This window comes from Bradyrhizobium sp. SYSU BS000235, assembly GCF_049747295.1.
Lineage (GTDB): Bacteria > Pseudomonadota > Alphaproteobacteria > Rhizobiales > Xanthobacteraceae > Afipia.
Genome location: NZ_JBMHJM010000002.1, coordinates 1 through 18,215, shown reverse-complemented (window position 1 = coordinate 18,215; position 18,215 = coordinate 1). Strand labels below are relative to the sequence as shown.

Sequence of the window (18,215 nt, the reverse complement as noted above, 5' to 3'; positions counted from 1 at the left end):
CGTGCATGCCATGCTCTGCGATCTTCGCTCGGATAACCTCGCAAGTCACGCCCGGGGGAAGCTTCGGAGTGAAGCCTGGTGGAAGCTTCGGTTGTTCAGCGGCGAGAACAGTTGTCGCCGCGGCAGTGAGCACAAGGCATGCAAACGCGGCACTCAATTTTATATGGGACGGTGTTTTCAGGGATCTATGTGTTTTCATTTTTCGCAAGCCTCCTGCCGATACGGAGCTTCTTTTTCCCGGCTGCGTAAACGCGGCCGCTTCACATGAATCAACTAGATCACGAGCACGTAGGATCGGGCCGGTCTTTGCTGTCGCCATCAGAGGTGGCGGTTCTTAACCGGCTGGGTGTCGCGCTGTTTGGCCGCGGAGTCGGGGATCAACTTCCTGGCGTCGGCTAAAGGGCGTCGCTGGAAGGTCAACCGGGCGGTCTAACCCGACATGTTGCTTGCAACTTAGCACAATGGGAGGGGCAGTTGGAATCTATGAAGCGATTTCACGTTACATAAATCGGGCTCGGCTCTGACGAGCGTGGCGGAACGCCTGCAAAAAAGCGGCAGCTCGGCGGTGCCCTCCGCCCACGAGGCCGCAAAGTGGACGTCTGCAAATGACCGCTATGACCCGTTGCGGACATTGAACGCTGTAAGCTGGTCCGGCGAGCACAATCCGCGTCCATCTCCCGCAATACCGCGGTTCAACGGAACCGAATCGATTGAGTGGTGTTTTCAGTAGACTGCGTCCCAACCCATGGGGCTGGGATAGGATTCGTATGGAAACGCCAAACCGCCGCTTCGAAGCCGCTCAGACCATCGACGGCCGCTACCGGCTCCTCGTCGAAGCGATCACTGATTACGCGATCTTCATGTTGGATCGCGAGGGTCGCGTGACCAGTTGGAATCCTGGCGCTAGGCGGTTCAAGGGCTATGAGGCGGATGAGATTATTGGTCGGCATTTCTCGACCTTTTACACCGACGCCGAGCGGGCACAGAACGTCCCTGCTCAGGCGTTGGCGGAGGCCGAGCGCAACGGCCGCTTCGAGCGCGAAGGTTGGCGTGTCCGCAAGGACGGCACGCAGTTCTGGGCCCATGTTGTAATCGACGCGATCCGCTCGCCCGAGGGGGACCTTGTCGGCTTCGCCAAAATCACTCGCGACTTGACCGAGCGAAGGGCCGCCGAGGCAAAACTTCGTGAAAGCGAAGAACAGTTCCGACTGCTGGTTCAAAGCGTTACAGATTACGCCATCTACATGCTGGATGCCGGTGGCCACGTGGCGAGCTGGAACGCCGGTGCGCAGCACATCAAAGGCTATGCCCCTGAAGAGATCATTGGCCGGCACTTCTCCGACTTCTACACGGAAGCCGATCGTGCCGCCGGGCTTCCGCGTACCGGCCTGGAGACGGCGACCAGAGACGGGCGCTGGGAGCACGAAGGTCAACGGGTCCGAAAGGACGGCACTGCGTTCTGGGCACACGTCGTGATCGACGCAATCCGAGACGACGCCGGCAAGCTCCTCGGCTTCGCCAAGGTGACACGGGATATCACCGAACGCCGCGAGTCGGAGGCGGCCCTCCGGGCGGCGCAGGCGACTATGATCCGTTCGCAGAAGCTGGAGGCGATCGGGCAACTCACCGGCGGCGTCGCTCACGACTTCAACAACTTGCTGCAGGTCATCAGTGGAAACCTCCAACTGCTGAGCAAAGATGTCGCTGGCAATGCTCGAGCCGAGATGCGGGTCCAAAACGCCCTCGGAGGTGTTGCCCGCGGTTCGAAACTTGCCTCTCAACTGCTTGCCTTTGCGAGGCGGCAGCCTCTGGAGCCAAGAGTGGTGAACGTCGGCCGTCTGATCAAGAATATGGATGAGATGCTTCGTCGCGCCCTCGGTGGGGAGATCGACGTCGAGACGGTCGTCGCGGGTGGACTGTGGAATAGCCTCGTCGACCCGGATCAACTGGAAAATGCGGTCTTAAATCTCGCGATCAATGCCCGCGACGCCATGAATGGCGAAGGCCGGCTGACGATCGAAGCAAGCAATGCTTTCCTCGATGACGAATATGTCCGGCAGCATGACGAATTGTCTGCAGGACAATACGTGATGATCGCTGTGACCGATACGGGCACGGGCATTCCTCCGGACATCCTGGAACGGGTCTATGAACCATTCTTCACAACCAAGGCGGAGGACAAGGGCACTGGCCTGGGCCTCGCCATGGTTTATGGCTTTCTCAAGCAGTCCGGCGGACACATCAAGATCTACAGCGAGGTAGGCGCTGGAACCACGGTGAAGCTATACTTCCCGCGAGAGGTGGCAAGTGAAGACACTCTGGTCGGGGCTCCGTCTAGCGAGATTAAGGGCGGAGAGGAAACCGTCCTCGTGGTTGAGGATGACGATGAGGTTCGCGAGGTCGCGGTCTCCATGCTCGCGGAGCTCGGCTACCGCGTGGTCAAGGCGCGAGACGCAGCGAGCGCACTGGTCGTCGTCGATAGCGGCATCCCCATAGACCTGATCTTCACCGACGTCATGATGCCCGGCGTGCTGCGCAGCCCGGAGCTGGCGCGAAGAGCCAGAGAACGATTACCCAACGTCGCGGTACTGTTCACATCCGGCTATACTCAGAACGCCATCGTGCACGGCGGGCGGCTTGATCCCGGGGTGGAGCTTCTGGCTAAGCCATACACACGCGAGGCGCTTGCCCGAAAAATCAGACACGTGTTGGCCAATCAAGCTCAAAGGCGCGTCGCTCAGGGATCGCATCACTCGGCGACGGAAAAGACTTTCGAGGATGCGACCGTGTTGCTCGTCGAAGACGACGACCTCATCCGCATTACGACGACGGAGATGCTGAGCGATATCGGATGCAAGGTAAAAGAGGCCAGCACGGCTCAAGAGGCTCTGAAGATCCTGGATGAGCAACCCGTGGACATCTTACTTACAGATGTCGGCCTCCCTGGAGTTTCCGGTCTGCAGCTGGCAAGGGACCTCCACGCGCGCCGGCCCGGTCTACGCCTAGTTCTCGCGACAGGTGACAGCGGGGTGCAATCTGAAGCCGCGCGATTGGGCGCGATATTGCTCGTGAAGCCCTACACCCCGCAGTCTCTTCGCCAGGGTTTAGAGCATGCGATGAGGAAGCGTCGCTGAATAGATGCGTGTCGTTTAAGTGTTCGGAAGAGTGCAGAGCGCCAAGGCTTTTCTCCCATCGGCTTTCAACAACGACCCTCACATAATGCTTTGAAAGTCCGAGCTGATGCTGGCTGGCGTCAGCCTTTGGCGCCGAATGAGCCAAACGCCGCGCCGAATTACAGAGAGGCCGCCGCAATGTCCGCTGTTGGGCCCTCAACGGACATCGAAGCAGATCGATCCACCCCGGGGAAGGGCGCGTTCCGTCCACCGCCGTCAAATGAGCGATGCAGAAGCATCGTCAGCGGATGGAAAAACAAGGTTCAGTCGTCTCTCGCCCATATTACGCCGGCCGGAATGCTGGCAAGGCAGCATCGCAAAATGGCGGAGCCCGGCACGGCCGGTTCAAAAACTGAGCCGTTAGAAGAGGAAGATGGTTAAATTCGCGACGTATCGCAGGGTCAAACCAAGTTTCGACTAAGATTATTATGAATGTGGGTCGCCGCGATGGCCGCGTGGCCCGTGCCGACTGCCATCTGGTGCAGATCGGAAACCACGTCCCCGATTGCATAGATGCCATCGACGGCTGTCCTTTGGTGATTGTCGGTTTCCAGACAACCCACATCATTATGTCGCGCACCAAGGGCGGTGGCGAGTTCTGATCTTACCGAACAGCCCAACGCAGGATAAACGACATCGAAGATCTCCTCAGTTTGATTGCCAAGGTTGAGAACGATGTCGCCATCCAGTCTTCGGATGTCCAGCACGGCTGCATTTATCACGCGCACCCCCGCGCGTGTTAAGCGTTCAGCGATAATCGAGTCGCAGGGAGTGGAATCCGGACAGAGAAGTGTGACATCCCGGGAGTAGGTCCTCAGGAACAGGGCCTTGTTCGAAGCATCTTCCGCTCTCCCGATGACACAAATGCGCTGGTTCATTGCCTCGTAACCATCGCAAATTGGACAGTATCGAAGCAGACCCTCGTCGATAGCACTTCGAAGACCTGGAACTGGCAGATCTTTGTCAATCAGGCCCGTTGCGAGAATAACGCGACGCGCCAGGATGGGGCCGAGCGTGCTCTCTGCAGTAAAAGAGCCAGATGGATCGGTCGCAATTGACCGGACAAGCCCTTGTCCGACAGTGATGCCGTAAGCATAAGCTTGCTTGCGAAGTGTCTTGAGCAAATCTGGCCCTGAAATCCCTGATGCGAAGCCTGGATAGTTATGGGTCTTGGGAATAAGCGAAGCCCGGCTATCGTTACTGTCGATTAGTACAACATTTCGTCGGTAGCGGCCTAAGTATATGGCTGCCGTTAAGCCAGCCGGTCCCGCGCCCACGATGAGACAATCGACAACTTGTTCTCCGTCCGACATTGCGACGATCCCTCCGATGTTTGTTGGTGCGTTTAATTGCACCGCACGTTGCCACGATTTGGTCCTGCGCAGCGTTCGCGTAGCGCGCGACGCTGCCACGGTCGCCGCAGAGGCGCCTGAGCTAAACTATCGCCCTGATTGCTGAAGGCGTTTCCTGCTTTGAGACCGCTTCTTGCGGTCGTGCCATAGCGCGGCAAGTCGCTATGGCTTCGCGCAGGCTGCCTGCAGCTGTATCGGCTTTCGCCGCCGCCCGCAGTGCTTCCAGCGCCTCGCTGTCGAAGTCCCCGTTCCAGCATCCAATCATGATCGTCGCGTTGGGCAGCTTGCGACGAAGGCGTTGGACCGCATAACGCATGTGAGCGGGACTGCTGACGTCAAGATAGGACAGGCATACTAACGCAACGCCAGCCGTCTCAAGCCGAAAAATGTTTGCTGTCGAAAGCGCTTCGGCAGGCTCGATCCGAGCAGCTAGTCCATGCGCATTCGCAAGTTGCCCAAATAGTCTCGCCGCAGCTTCATCAAGCGGCGTCCGTGCGGCCACACATAGCACGGGGCATTCACCCTGCCAGTTTGGTTCGAGATCTTGTTTCCGAAGCGCCGGTAAATTGGCGACGGCGACGTCTGAGATGGACTCAACGGCAGCTGCAGCTTCCGAATCCTTCGTGTGCGCTGTCACATCTGGCTCGAAATCAACCTGATCGGAAAGGTCGCTGGCGAATTCATCGACCGCATCGCGAATTTTGGACATGCGAGTGTAGTCTAATGCCCCTCGCTTGGCGTCAGACTGCGCCAGCTGCAAGCCCTTGATCGCGACCTCGTCAAAGTAAGCGGATAGAGATTTTTCCTTCAAGAATGCTTCAGCTTTTTCGGCAGCTTCAGTCGGATCGCCGGCAAGCATCCGCTGATAGAACATCTCCGCAGGCGAGAGGGCAGGCTTATCGCCGAAAATCACGTCAAGAAATTCCAGGCGCTCGATATGCCGTCCGAGGACGACAAGGCAGATGGTCAGGGGCGTGGCGAGGACAAGTCCAATCGGCCCCCACAATGCGGTCCAGAACGTTGCCGAGGCAACAATAGCGACGGGAGAAAGCCCGGTACTCTGTCCGTACACCATAGGCTCAATGACGTGACCAACTATGGGCTCTACAACGAAGAATAGCGCCAGCGTCCAGAGGAACATCGACCAGCTAGGGTCGACCGCAGCCGCTAACGCAAGAGGGAACGCAGCGGAGATGACTGCACCGATGTAGGGAACAAAACGAAGCACACCGGCCAGAACGCCCCATAAGATCGCACTTGGGACGCCGATAAAGGATAGACCGACCCCAATAATTAAGCCAAAAGCCGAGTTCAGTAGCAGCTGGATCAGAAGTAAGCGACTGAGGCGGCTGGCAGCATCGTCGAGCGCCGCCGTGGTTCGCTGCAAGTCATGTGAACCTGCGAGCCTGATGAGACGATTTCGCAAATCCTCTCGCTGAAGCAGGATGAAGATGACGAAGATGATGATGATACCAGTTGTCGCCAGCGGATGGAGGAGAGGCGCGATGAGTGCGCGGATGCTTTCCAGGGCTCCTGGGTCTGGCTGGCGCACTTCAACCGGTACAGGTTTGACAGGCGCAGTCGTCGGCGCTCCGGCACCGTCTTTTATCGATTTCGCGCCTTTTGGCTTGTCGAGTTCCTTGCTTAGTTCCTGGAGCATATCCGCCGCGCGCTCGAGCGTTCCGCTGCTTGCCGTGGCGCCGCGCACCGACTTAATTTTCTCCCGCATCGTCGCTTCATAGCGTGGCAGGTCTCCTGCCAGCTGGGTCAATTGTTGTGCCACCAAGCTACCCAAGCCGAAAATGGCAATGAACGCGAGCAGAACCACGCTGATGACGGCGAGGGCGCGTGGCACCCGCACACGCTGCAAAAGCCCCACAACAGGTGCGAGGACGAAGCTCAAAAGTATCGCAAGCGCCAAGGGGACGAAGATTTCGCGACCCAAGTAGAGGGCCGTAATGAGAAGCGCGGTAACTATTGCGAGTGCAACCGAACTCAGTAGGGCGATAGCCTCCTCAGGGGATCTTCCAGTTACGACCTTTCGGACTACAGAGCTCATTGCGCTCCTCTATCGACGCCTCGGAGTTGCGGTTAAAGAGGACGTCGCTGCGATCTCGCGCGCCGATCCACCGAAAGCTCGATCCTCACCTTAGCTCAATAGCTATTTGATAGGTCTGTTCCGTGCATACCATCTCATGGCCGAGAATCCTCGCAGATGGATCGCGGACGAAGTTACTTATCGTGCTTCTTTGCTTCTTGAAGGAGACGTTCTAGGTCTTCGATTAGCGATTGGATTCGCGCCGCCGTCAAACCGTCGACCTGAAGTTTCATACGTCGGTATTTGGCAATTCGCGTCTCGAGCTCTTGCCTGCTGCTCTCCTGCGTATTCGCCATTCGTTGCTCTGACGGCTTGAGTATGCAGCAACAACGAACGGGTTGAATTGGAGTTCATTCTGGTTTGGGACTTGAGGCGATAGCCCGCGAACAAAGGACTTGGCTATTCAGTGCGTAGCTCTACTTCTTCGGCGGGGGCTGTGCGGCATCAAGGGCGCCCTCACGCAGACGACGGCCAGTGCTGTCTTCCGACGAGAGGGCCAACATCGCCATTGATCGACCGTTGATCGGGTAGATTTCGCCAAATCCGAAAGTCGAAAGAGTTTCTTCCGGTTTACTGGTATCAATCAGCCCTTGCCATTCTCGTCCCTCAGGTACCGAGGGAAGTGTGAAGTTTATTGGCTCATAATGGGCGTTGTAGATCATGAGGAGGGTCGCATCCGATCCCCGCCGTTTGATCCCGCTTTCCTGAGCGCGCCCATCCAGCAGCATGCCTAGGCATCGCGCGTTTTCATCATGCCATTGGTGGGTCGTCATTTCGTCGCCAGTGGGCGCAAGCCATGAGACGTCTTTGACGTCGAGTTCCTCATTCTGAGAGCCAACGACGAAACGGCTTCGGTAAAGAATTGGAAATGCCTTACGTGTGGCGATGAGCTTGCGTGTGAACTCGCGCAAAGCGCGCCCTCGCGCGCTGCTGCCCATCCAATCGAGCCATGCGATTTCGTTGTCTTGTGCGTATGCGTTGTTATTTCCGTTCTGCGAGTGACCGATTTCATCTCCGGCAAGCAACATCGGCGTACCGTGTGACAGAAATATCGTCGCCAGGAAATTTCTCTTCTGCTGTTCGCGAAGGGCGATGATCTGCGAGTCATCAGTCAGACCTTCGACACCATGGTTCCAGGAGTGATTGTTTGAGTGGCCGTCTCGATTGTCTTCGCCATTCGCCTCATTATGCTTGTCGTTGTAAGAGACAAGGTCGTGAAGATTGAAGCCATCGTGAGCCGTTACGAAATTGACGCTCGACCACGGTTTGCGCCCGCGCTTGTTGAACAAATCGCCCGATCCAGTGATGCGTTTGGCGAAGTCCGGCAGGATCCCTGCGTCGCCCTTCCAAAAGCGGCGTGCAGTATCGCGGAATTTGTCATTCCATTCAGCCCAACCTGGCGGAAATTGTCCGACTTGATATCCGCCCGGGCCTATGTCCCAGGGCTCCGCGATCAGCTTCACCGCCGATAGCGTGGGATCTTGCCGGCAGGCATCAAGAAAACTGCCCCCTTCATCAAAGCCGTAGGGTTCGCGGGCCAGAATGGTCGCGAGGTCGAAGCGAAAGCCGTCAACTCGCATTTCAGATGCCCAGTAGCGGAGAGAATCCGCCACCATCTGCAAGACTCGTTGATGTGAAAGATTGACGGTATTTCCCGTTCCTGTGTCGTTTATGTAGTAACGCTTCTGGTCGGGCAGGAGACGATAATAGCTCGCGTTGTCGATCCCTTTAAAGGAGAGCGTCGGGCCAAGTTCATTACCTTCGGCCGTGTGATTGTAGACCACATCGAGGATGACTTCGATGCCGTGGGCATGGAATTGATTGACCACGGTCTTGAATTCACTCACAGAAGGGGACTGTTGGTATCTTGGTTCAGGCGCAAAGAAGGCGAGCGAGTTATAACCCCAATAATTCCGCAGGCCTTTCTCCACCAGATAGCTGTCATCGACAAACGCGTGGATCGGCAGAAATTCAGCGCTTGTGATGCCGAGTGACTGCAAATATTCGGTCACTTCTGGCTGTGCGAGCGCGGCAAAGGTCCCACGTAGTTCTGGCGGGACGAGGGGATGCAGTTTCGTGAAACCTTTCACATGCATCTCGTAGAGGATCGTTCGCTCCCAAGGTGTCTCGGGCTTGCGCCCTGTGCCCCAAGTGAAGGCGGGATCAATGACGCGGCACTTTTGCATCAGATCGGCACTGTCGCGATCGTCGAACGACTTGTCTTTGTCCGCATGGTTCAATTTGTAACCAAACAGCTCGGGTCCCCATCGCAAGGCACCGACCAATTGTTTTGCGTATGGGTCAAGCAAAAGCTTGTTGGGATTGAAGCGATGGCCGGCATCGGGCTCATAAGGACCATGAACTCGATAGCCGTAAACAGTGCCGGGCCGGGCGCTCGGCAAATAGCCGTGCCACACCTCGTCTGTGTATTCGGGCAGTTCGATGCGCTCGAGCTCGGTTGCCCCCGTGTCATCAAAGAGGCACAGCTCGACTTTCGTCGCGTGAGCGGAGAATAGCGCGAAATTGACTCCAAGCCCATCCCAGGTTGCGCCAAGCGGAAACGGCTTTCCTTCACGTATGCGAGACCGCCGCAGCAACTGCGTGGCCTCGGCAGGTGAGATGCTTTGCACTGGCTTGTCCATGAGATCACCCGCGTGTGAGAGCGGGAAGAAGTTCCAAAGAACCAAACAGTTCCGATGTGTCAAAGAAGATACGCGCTAAGTGTAAGTGCCGAATCCAGCGGTCAGAAGCGATGTTGGATGATGACCAATTTCGCACACGCCTGTCCGCAGTTGGACGGAACTCGCGGTGGGAGTTGGCGTTGCTGCGAAGGAGGGCATTCGCAATCGTCCGGAAAGCGAAAGCGCAAGATAAGGACTGCAAGCGTGGATCCGAGAGAAGAGCGAATACGACGTCGCGCATACGAGCTTTGGGAGCAGAACGGAAAACCGGAAAGCGGTGAAATGGCCTTCTGGTTGCAAGCCGAGCAGGAGATTGATGCCAGTGGGCAGCAGGGTAAGGTCCCGCTAACACCGCCCGATACGCTCAAAGGAAATGTTGAGTAGACCAGCCTGCTTTCTTGGCTCGATTTCAGTGGCTGTTACGGTTAGCGCCAAACCGCTCGCAATCTTTTTGAGCGACCCTCCCAGCGGAGATACAAAATGCCCCCAGAGAATTTGCAGGATCCCCGCGGGAAATATCCTAAGCCCCCTTACAAGAAGCAATCCCAACCTTGGCCCGGGCTCGCGAGCAAAATGGATCCCCGGCCCGACCATGGTGAGGGGACCTATCGCGGTTCCGGACGGCTTGCGGGCCGAAAGGCACTCATTACTGGGGGAGACTCCGGAATGGGTCGAGCAGCGGCGATCGCCTATGCGCGTGAAGGGGCTGACGTCGCCATCAATTATTTTCCCACCGAGGAGCCCGATGCGAAGGAAGTCATCGAACTCATCAGAAAGGAAGGCCGGCTCGGCCTCGCGCTGCCCGGAGATCTGCGAGACGAGGCGTTTTGCCAACGGCTGGTCGCCGATGCTGTGAAGGGATTAGGGGGACTTGATATCGTCGTGAACAACGCGGCGCGTCAGCAAACCCGCGCATCCATTTTGGATGTCACGGCCGAAGACTTCGATGCGACGATGAAGACCAATGTCTATGCCCCTTTCTGGATTATCAAAGCTGCATTGCCTCATCTGATGCCAGGCTCGGTGATTATTGGCACGTCGTCGGAGCAAGCTTACGATCCATCGCCCGAACTTTACGACTACGCGCAAACCAAGGCTGCAACGATGAACTACGTCAAGTCACTAGCCAAGCAGCTCGCCCCAAAGGGAATTCGAGTTAATGCCGTTGCACCGGCGCCGATATGGACGCCGTTACAAGTTTCAGGCGGAGCAACCATGGAGAAGACTGGAGAACTTCGGTAGCCAAACTCCTTTGGGGCGCGCCGGGCAGCCGGCCGAGCTCGGATCGATCTACGTTCAACTTGCTGCGGCTGATGCGAGTTACGCAACCGGTCAAGTGTATGGTGCTGCAGGCGGCTCAGGCCAACCTTAACTCGCTGTCACACGTTAATATCGGCACCGGCTTTCCGGGTATTCCGAAGCTCAATGAGCGTGTGGGATTTGCGTCCTGCAGGTGAGCATTACTACAGTAGCGATCGAGCGCGGGAGTGTATGTTCGGGACTTCCTGAGTGCGGACCCCATCAGTGTGCGCGGCGATACGGAACATCGTCATGCTGTGCGGGTTGGGGAGGTACTTGGAGACCTCTTATGCAAGAAAAAGTCCAGTCTGAATCTTTTCCGCGCCAACTTCCTTCCACAGCAAGCATCGAATTTCATCCTCTTCACGCGATGCTCGTGTCATTTCCCATCGTCTGCTTCGTTGGTGCATTTGTAACGGATGTCGCCTACTGGCGAACAGCCGAGATGATGTGGGCTGACTTATCCGCATGGCTCCTTGCCGCTGGACTGGTAATGGGCGTCTTGGCTGCAATAGCGGGGATTATTGACTTCGTTGGTAATCGAGAAATCCGAAAGATCACACCGGCCTGGATACACGCAGGAGGGAGCGGACTGGTTCTTGTCCTCGCGTTCTTCAATTCGTTGATTCACAGCCGAGACGCGTGGACATCCGTCGTTCCAGCCGGCCTGATTTTATCAGCGCTTACTGTCATGGTGATGGTGCTAACGGGATGGATGGGCTGGACCATGGTTTATCGGCATCGGGTTGGAGTGATCGGTTCATGACTGTTGTTCTTCGTCCTCGGCGCTGGAGCTATTTGCGGCTCGCTGCCTGCTTGATCGCGTCGCTCAACGTGGCTGGATGTAATGATGCGGGTTCTGATCCAAACGTCCAGATTGGCGCGAAGCTGAATCTCCCGCAGCTACAACAATTTTTACTTCCGCCAATGCATATCGCGTCGGTTGTCGGTTGGAAGGAAAACGAAACACCAACGGTCGCCGATGGGCTTCAAATCAAGGCGTTGGCGTCCGGGCTGCAGCATCCTCGGTCGCTCTACGTGCTTCCTAACGGCGACGTTCTCGTTGTTGAGTCGAAGGCGCCGGGTACCGAGCCCATCAAGCGCCCTAAGGATTTCATCATGAAGTGGGTGGAGTCTTGGGCAACCTCAGGCGGTGACACAGGTAAGAGCAATCGAATATCGCTGCTGAGGGACGCAGACGGAGACGGTGTGCCGGAGGTGCGGACGGTATTTCTGGATCATCTTCGATCTCCGTTTGGTGTCGCGCTTGTCGGAAACGATCTCTACGTGGCGAACACCGATGCCATTGTCCGGTATGAATATCATACTGGCGAGACGCAGATTACGAAGCCCGGCACGACGCTAACTGAGTTGCCAGGCGGGCCGATTGACCATCACTGGACGAAGAGTCTGGTCGCAAGTCCGGACGGCTCGCTGCTCTATGTCGGCGTTGGTTCGAACAGCAACATCACAGAGAATGGAATTGAGGCAGAGAAAAACCGGGCAGCAATTTGGGAAGTTGATCGCACTACAGGACGATCGCGTATTTTTGCCAGCGGGCTTCGCAACCCCAATGGACTGACCTTTGAACCGCAAAGTCATGCATTGTGGGCCGTTGTCAATGAGCGCGATGAGATCGGGCCCGATCTCGTGCCGGATTATCTCACGTCCGTTAAGGACGGTGCCTTCTATGGCTGGCCTTATAGTTATTACGGGCAAAACGTTGATCCCCGCGTCCAGCCGCAACGCCCGGATTTGGTGGCCAAAGCGATCCCTCCCGACTATGCGCTAAGCTCTCACGTGGCGCCTTTGGGTCTGGTCTTTTATACAGGCAACAATCTTCCGGCGTCATATCGAGGCGGGGCATTCGTGGGCGAGCACGGCAGTTGGAACCGTCCGAACTTGAACGGGTACAAGGTCGTCTTCGTGCCATTTGCCGACGGCCACCCGAATGGTCCTGCCAAGGATGTCGTGACGGGATTTTTGAACTCGGATGAGAAATCGCGAGGCCGGCCCGTTGGGCTTGCAATCGACAAAAGCGGTGACCTGCTGATCGCCGACGACGTGGGTAACAAGGTCTGGATGGTTTCGTCAAAAAAATAGAGCTGCTTCAGCCCTGGCCGGGTGAGACCTTCTTTCACGCGTGCGATCGCGAAGCTTCTGGCCATGAGGGGCCAACTGCTACGACCAGATGGAGGATGACTGCAAACTTTCGGCCCCTGATCTGTTGCGGCTGACAGTTTAATGCGGAACCCACGCGGGAATGGAACGTTGCCGCCGCAGTCATACAGCGTCAGGAGCTAAACATGTCACGCGGCTTCCCATCGATGACGGCGTTGTTGGGTTTGCTCGCTCTGGCGGGTTATCAGAATAGGGACAAGCTCGCGGAGTTGCTGAAGGGGGCGGGCAATACCCAGCCCGGTGCAAGCAACGAGAAGGGACCGTTGGACGGAGTGCTTGGTAATTTGAGTGGCGGCCTTGCGGGTACTGGGATCGGAGGACTCCTGAGCGGCGGTCTCCAAGAACTACTGGAGCGCTTCAAGCAGAACGGTCAGGGAGATGCCGCAGAGTCGTGGATAAATAAGGGACCCAATAAAGAGCTTCCGGCCCCTCAGCTGAAACAGGCCATCGGACCAGACGTGTTAGCTGCGCTGGAGCAGCAAACCGGCCTGTCGCAAGAGGAGCTTTTAGCGCGACTATCGCGTGAGCTTCCTACGGCTGTCGATCAATATACGCCTGACGGCCGGCTCCCCCACTAGACAACTAATATCGAAGGATCTGCACATGGGCATTATATGGACGATCATCATCGGCTTCATAGCCGGCGTCATCGCGAAGTTCCTAATGCCGGGAGACAACGAGCCGACTGGCTTCATTCTCACGGCCATTTTGGGAATCGTGGGAGCGTTTGTCGCGACATTTCTTGGCCAAACACTCGGTTGGTATCGCCCAGGTGAGGGGGCGGGGCTGATCGGTGCCGTGGTTGGCGCCATTATCGTTTTGCTTGTTTATGGCATGATCGCAGGACGTCGACGCGTTGTCTAATGGAGCGCAAGTCGAACAATGGGCTATCTGCAAAACGGGATTGAACACCTGAATCAACTGGCATCATTACTCGCGATAGCAGTACCTTTTCTGATCGCGAGTATTGCCGGTTGGTACGTGGGCAGTCTCATCCATTGCTTCCGCCGATGACGCCGAAGAGAACCGGGCTACACCATCGGCACTGATATCAACGGCAGGCCAATCGATCCCAACTACCCATGGAATAAGGGAGCGGCGCTGGGCCTAATCACCGTGCTTCTTGTTTTGGATGTAGTCCTCGACTGCTGAGACCCCTACACCAACCGCGCGCACAGCTTTTTGAAGCTCTTCCTCTGTGCACCGCAGACGATCGGTCCAGTACTTCACTTCATGGGGCTCATCGATATTGACCTTACCCCGGTCCGGCGCTCCTCGATTATTTCGGTCGTCTGGCATCGTGCTTCCTCCTTGGCCGAACCTGACAGTACTCCGATAGGCCAGGGCCGAGCCAAAAGTTCACAGCCTGGGAAGCGTCGAGACATGCGCAGCTGTTCGTCGCGCCGCTCGGCAGCTAAACTCGACAATCTCCTTAGCGAGTGTAGTCGTCGCGGAGGTCTCGTCGCCGAGGTGATCTATTGAGCATCAACGCCAGCATGAAGCCTACGGCTCCTGCTACGAGTAGTGAACCGAGAGGTCGCTCCTCCACAGTCGAGGCGAGTGCGCGGCTACCTTCCCGATAATATTCGGTGCCGGTGTCCATCGCATCCTTCGCGATGTTACTCGCAGCTTCGCCAGCATCGCGCGCGACGTCTTTGGCCTGACCATAGAGGTCCTGCACAACACCGATTGCGGCATCGCCCCTTCCCTCGACTTTGCCTGCTGCATCATTTGCAGCGCCTGCGATTCTATCGTTGTTCATAGATCATCCTCCTGATGTGAAGGCTAACTGGCGTCGTTTTTGGTGCCGTCGACCGGATCGGATCATCACCTCGGCGCAGATTTCCGAGACCGCTCTCCCAGTGTGCTCGCTGCTGGGCCCAGAGTAGACTAAGCGCCGACCGCAAACGTGTCGGGCCATGCTATCCTTGACGTTTCCTCGGCGTCGGCTGCGTAATTGTCCGCATGCGGCGTCAGTACAGCCTAATGCAGGGTGGCTTTCGTAGCGTCAGGGGATGCGGTGTCCACGGCTTCCTGTGTGATCTGCAGCATGCGCCGCGGTTCCTCGGCATACTGGGTAAATGCGTTCTGCCAGAACTCGCTGTAGGCCTGCTGCAAATCCGGAAGTGACTGGCAGCCCTGAATGGTCTTGATCAGATGCATCTGCTGGCGCGTCCGCTTGCCAAAGAACTCGAACCACTCATGGACGAAATCCTGAAGAAACATGCCTCCCTGCAGTTTCGTGCTTTCCGTCAGCGCGTTCTCGTTCAACTCGCTGGGATTTACGCGGCCAAATGAAAACTTTTCCGCAGATACGGGGGGAGTGCCCTGACTAACCTGCTCTGCAGATGCTTTGAGGGTACCCTGTGGGATCTTTTCCGTAGATTCGTCGCGCTTTCTCATCGTTTTCCGAGCGCCCTTATCGCTAGTTCTCGCAGATGCGTTGAGAGCTCGCTTCTTCATCGTTCCTCGAACCCCCTTATTGCTCTTTCTCTTTGATTTAGCTGTCATCGTCTTTCTTCTTCTCGGTTTGCTTTAAATCTTGATCTCGTGCGCCGGACGATTGGCGGTCATTTCGTTACGCTACGGCACGCTCACGATCGCTTCTGTGGCATTGGCCGCCTCTGAGGAGAGTTGCCACCATCGCAATCGAAAGCTAACTGTTCTGTTCCCTACGGGACGATTGGTCGCGCCTTGTTCATTACAGCGAGCGCCGTTCAAGCGCGTTCAACGCGTGGCTCGCGGGCAAGCGATCCTCAGGAGCGTCTATCAGGCCCCGGAAATTTATGTCTTGAAAAACACAAACCAGACAATCGCTAAAAGAAAGACGGATCCAACTGTACTCGTAGCTAAAATGCCAAGGATTGTTGGCCCACGTTCTCCTTGCCTGGCTTCTGTTGCTGTTTCGACTGTCCGTGAATGGTCGTCGATATGTTCCGTTTTAGGCATCGCACCCTCGCTAGTTAGATTGAGGCATCTCGTTAGAGGTCGAGTCCAAGAGTTTTCCGGATCTCAGCTTCACGAAGCCGCTGCTGCCTCTTGACGTGTCTCCGATCCGGGAACGGAACGCCTGTCTCTTTGGCTTTCATTTGAACTGATATGGCTGATCGCTTTAGCCGTGCCGCAGCTTTAATAGGGGATGCGCCGGCCTCAACGAGTTTTTTCAGTACTTCGATGTGTTCGGGCAGCCATGTGCGACTCGTAATGTGACATGTCATTTCCACTTCCTTTCGGGCCGCGTAGGCCAGACGAGCTTGCCCAACCTTCGGTAATAGCCGCTAACTCGATGTTATCGGCGCGAACCGTCGCGCGCTGGTTCCGGCGGAAGCGCGAGCCGCCTGTCGCACAAGCATAGCCTGGGCTCGCAATTGTGCTTGCGTTGCAGGTTGGGTCTTTGACATGGAAATGCTCCGCTGTCGGAACACGCGGGAGCACAAGTATCTCTCTGTCACCGATAAACGCCGAGGGCAGTGCGGTGATGTTTAACAAGTCGCAAGGCGACACCAAGTTCAAATCAACCAAAGCCAGCCCAGGACCGAGCGAATTGGGAACACAGGTCAGGCGGTCTGACACTTTAAATACGCCCTAAAATCGCAAAGCCGAATGCGAAATGACTTAAGCGCGGCGCAACGCACATAATCGCTTTCCATGCCTTCCCTTATTTCATGACGCAAGCCGGACTGTTTCACTGGGCGCGGCCTCGTTAGCTTGTGGTCCAAAAATCCCGGCTAGGTCGAACTAGCCGGGAAGTTCATTGGAGCCAATGCCGGACTGGGCGTTGGTAACAGTCAAACCTAATGCTCGGCTTGCCGTTCCACGACATCTACCGCCCGTGCAATTTAACTGCTCGATCGTCTGGAAAGCGGTAACCGCGCTTTTCTCCGCGTGGCCTTTGGCGGTCGGGCCAGTGCTCTGAGGTTGAAGAAGAGCCGTCGGTGCGCACGGAACAGCTGTGGCATCCTTTTAAAGGGCGAGAGAACAGATGTTGTTACTAACCGAAAGCGACTCAAGCAAGGATCGTTACGACTGGGAGAGCCCTAACATCACGATCGGAGAAGGACCCGTCAGGTTCTTTGCGTGCCGCTCGGCATTATCATAATCGTTCATAGCAAGCTCCGTTGATTTGCTGGTGGGTCGACGACGCGACGCACGTTTCAATGCAGCGCCCGCTTCGCGATAGCGCGTTCCTCGCGCAGCGAAAGCAGACTTTCTTGCGCGCGCAGTAGGAACTCGTCGGCAGGAAGATCCGGGGAGCTGTAACCATCCCTCATCAGTTCGCGGAGCAGGAGGCAGTGACGCAAGATATCGCGCCTTCGGACCGCGATGGAGTGTATTGGCGACAGAGATCTAAGCCATTTGATATGAGCAAATGTTTTTTTGGTGTACCGATCGGCAATTTCTCTTTCACGTGATGCCATCAGTTCCTCCGCTGGCGATCCGAACGTCTCAATCATCTCGACCTTCCGGCCGTGAAGGTGCGCCATACTTCATCAATCGTGCGCATTCAGCCATTCCAGAGGATGAGTCCTACTGGAAGGCCAGCCTTCGTCCTTTGCCACCACGTCGTATTGTGGAATGCCCATCTTAGTCCTGCGATGAGCGAATCAGACGGGTGAGGCGTCGTATAGTTCCCGGATGGAGTTAATCGGTGAGACCGTACGATCTTAGGGCGTAAGATCCACGTCATCCACGGCGATAGTTAACCACTTTGCTGGGTCCTTTGCCTTGGACAACTTCATTCTTGCCACCGCTTCGATCAATCGGCGGTGTTTCAGGAATAGGCGCGTCGCCTGATCTAGCTCGGTGGTGAATGGGCAAGATCCCTCTAAAGCCGCGAGAGCGCGGAGTGACACTCGGCAGCGCTGTGGGGGTCTGCCGGACAGGTCTACAAGGAAATGAACATATCGTTCGCTTGCAAAGACCATAGTCTCACCGGTCGCATAACTCCTACCTTGGCACTGCCGTTCCTCAGTGCCCGACCTCTGGAAAATGGCCTTCTGCTTCTGTCCTTGCTTCAGCCATGAGCGAACGCGAGGCGGGAAACCTTTTCGGTAGGAGCGAACCAGCTCCATTGATAGGTACTACGGCGCGGGCGTCTAGATTCCGACGGGCGTCGGGGTCAAGTGAGCAACACATAAAACGCGCGACCGGTTCAGCCGCTAAATCACGAGTACGGATCCGCGCCTATGCTTGCGAAAAACGACGCGTCATGGTGCCGCAGGTGGGAACACGCGCATCAGTGGCGGTTCGCCTTATTGAGCCTTGCGCCTGATTGGGAGCGAAATCGAGACGGAGATTCGCCATGACATCGGTACCAAGTGATAGAGATATACCGCGCGTATCATCGGTAACGCCGTCGGAAGACGTTCGAACAATCATGGTGCACGAAATCTCATGGGGCGCCGTGTTCGCAGGCGCCGTGATGACGCTC

Annotated in this window: 13 protein-coding genes and 1 pseudogene; 7 read left to right on the top strand and 7 right to left on the bottom strand. The window is 56.5% G+C overall.

Features of this window, described 5'->3' with window-relative positions:
• Positions 1 to 767 precede the first annotated feature (767 nt).
• Complete coding sequence (locus ACP0KA_RS25380; protein ID WP_424631732.1) at positions 768 to 3,134, top strand: PAS domain S-box protein; 2,367 nt, start codon at positions 768 to 770, stop codon at positions 3,132 to 3,134.
• 440 nt (positions 3,135 to 3,574) lie between these two features.
• Here ACP0KA_RS25380 and ACP0KA_RS25375 read toward each other — a convergent pair whose 3' ends face one another.
• The 3 genes from ACP0KA_RS25375 to glgX all read right to left on the bottom strand — a co-directional run bounded on the left by ACP0KA_RS25375 (position 3,575) and on the right by glgX (position 9,265).
• Positions 3,575 to 4,486, bottom strand: a complete 912-nt coding sequence (locus tag ACP0KA_RS25375) for an NAD(P)/FAD-dependent oxidoreductase (protein WP_424631731.1) — start codon at positions 4,484 to 4,486, stop codon at positions 3,575 to 3,577.
• A gap of 121 nt (positions 4,487 to 4,607) precedes the next feature.
• Positions 4,608 to 6,584, bottom strand: a complete 1,977-nt coding sequence (locus ACP0KA_RS25370; protein ID WP_424631730.1) for an AI-2E family transporter — start codon at positions 6,582 to 6,584, stop codon at positions 4,608 to 4,610.
• Between the two features lie 455 nt (positions 6,585 to 7,039).
• Positions 7,040 to 9,265, bottom strand: a complete 2,226-nt coding sequence (gene glgX, locus ACP0KA_RS25365; protein ID WP_424631729.1) for a glycogen debranching protein GlgX — start codon at positions 9,263 to 9,265, stop codon at positions 7,040 to 7,042.
• Positions 9,266 to 9,319: 54 nt separating this feature from the next.
• Here glgX and ACP0KA_RS25360 point away from each other — a divergent pair, with 54 nt between their 5' ends.
• From ACP0KA_RS25360 to ACP0KA_RS25335, 6 genes and pseudogenes are all read left to right on the top strand, one after another.
• Positions 9,320 to 9,688: a DUF2934 domain-containing protein gene (locus ACP0KA_RS25360; RefSeq protein ID WP_424631728.1), complete on the top strand. Its 369-nt coding sequence runs from the start codon at positions 9,320 to 9,322 to the stop codon at positions 9,686 to 9,688.
• A gap of 96 nt (positions 9,689 to 9,784) precedes the next feature.
• Positions 9,785 to 10,676, top strand: a pseudogene (locus ACP0KA_RS25355) (SDR family oxidoreductase).
• Between the two features lie 216 nt (positions 10,677 to 10,892).
• Entirely contained in the window at positions 10,893 to 11,369 is a 477-nt protein-coding gene (locus ACP0KA_RS25350) for a DUF2231 domain-containing protein (RefSeq protein WP_424631727.1), read from the top strand.
• Complete coding sequence (locus tag ACP0KA_RS25345) at positions 11,366 to 12,706, top strand: PQQ-dependent sugar dehydrogenase (protein ID WP_424631963.1); 1,341 nt, start codon at positions 11,366 to 11,368, stop codon at positions 12,704 to 12,706. The genes ACP0KA_RS25350 and ACP0KA_RS25345 overlap by 4 nt, the downstream gene beginning before the upstream one ends.
• Before the next feature lie 203 nt (positions 12,707 to 12,909).
• Positions 12,910 to 13,362, top strand: coding sequence for a YidB family protein (locus tag ACP0KA_RS25340; protein WP_424631726.1), 453 nt, complete (start codon positions 12,910 to 12,912; stop codon positions 13,360 to 13,362).
• Between the two features lie 25 nt (positions 13,363 to 13,387).
• A complete protein-coding gene (locus ACP0KA_RS25335; RefSeq protein WP_424631725.1) occupies positions 13,388 to 13,648 on the top strand; it encodes a GlsB/YeaQ/YmgE family stress response membrane protein in 261 nt (86 codons plus the stop codon).
• Positions 13,649 to 13,891: 243 nt separating this feature from the next.
• Here ACP0KA_RS25335 and ACP0KA_RS25330 read toward each other — a convergent pair whose 3' ends face one another.
• The 4 genes from ACP0KA_RS25330 to ACP0KA_RS25315 all read right to left on the bottom strand — a co-directional run bounded on the left by ACP0KA_RS25330 (position 13,892) and on the right by ACP0KA_RS25315 (position 17,238).
• Complete coding sequence (locus ACP0KA_RS25330; protein WP_424631448.1) at positions 13,892 to 14,083, bottom strand: DUF3606 domain-containing protein; 192 nt, start codon at positions 14,081 to 14,083, stop codon at positions 13,892 to 13,894.
• 133 nt (positions 14,084 to 14,216) lie between these two features.
• Positions 14,217 to 14,546 carry a CsbD family protein gene (locus tag ACP0KA_RS25325; protein ID WP_424631724.1) on the bottom strand — a complete coding sequence of 110 codons (330 nt, stop codon included), beginning with the start codon at positions 14,544 to 14,546 and terminating at the stop codon, positions 14,217 to 14,219.
• Positions 14,547 to 14,767: 221 nt separating this feature from the next.
• The gene (locus ACP0KA_RS25320) at positions 14,768 to 15,295 is read right to left on the bottom strand and encodes a hypothetical protein (RefSeq protein ID WP_424631723.1); all 528 of its coding nucleotides are present in this window, start codon (positions 15,293 to 15,295) and stop codon (positions 14,768 to 14,770) included.
• A gap of 1,643 nt (positions 15,296 to 16,938) precedes the next feature.
• Entirely contained in the window at positions 16,939 to 17,238 is a 300-nt protein-coding gene (locus tag ACP0KA_RS25315) for a hypothetical protein (RefSeq protein ID WP_424631722.1), read from the bottom strand.
• Between the last annotated feature and the right edge of the window lie 977 nt (positions 17,239 to 18,215).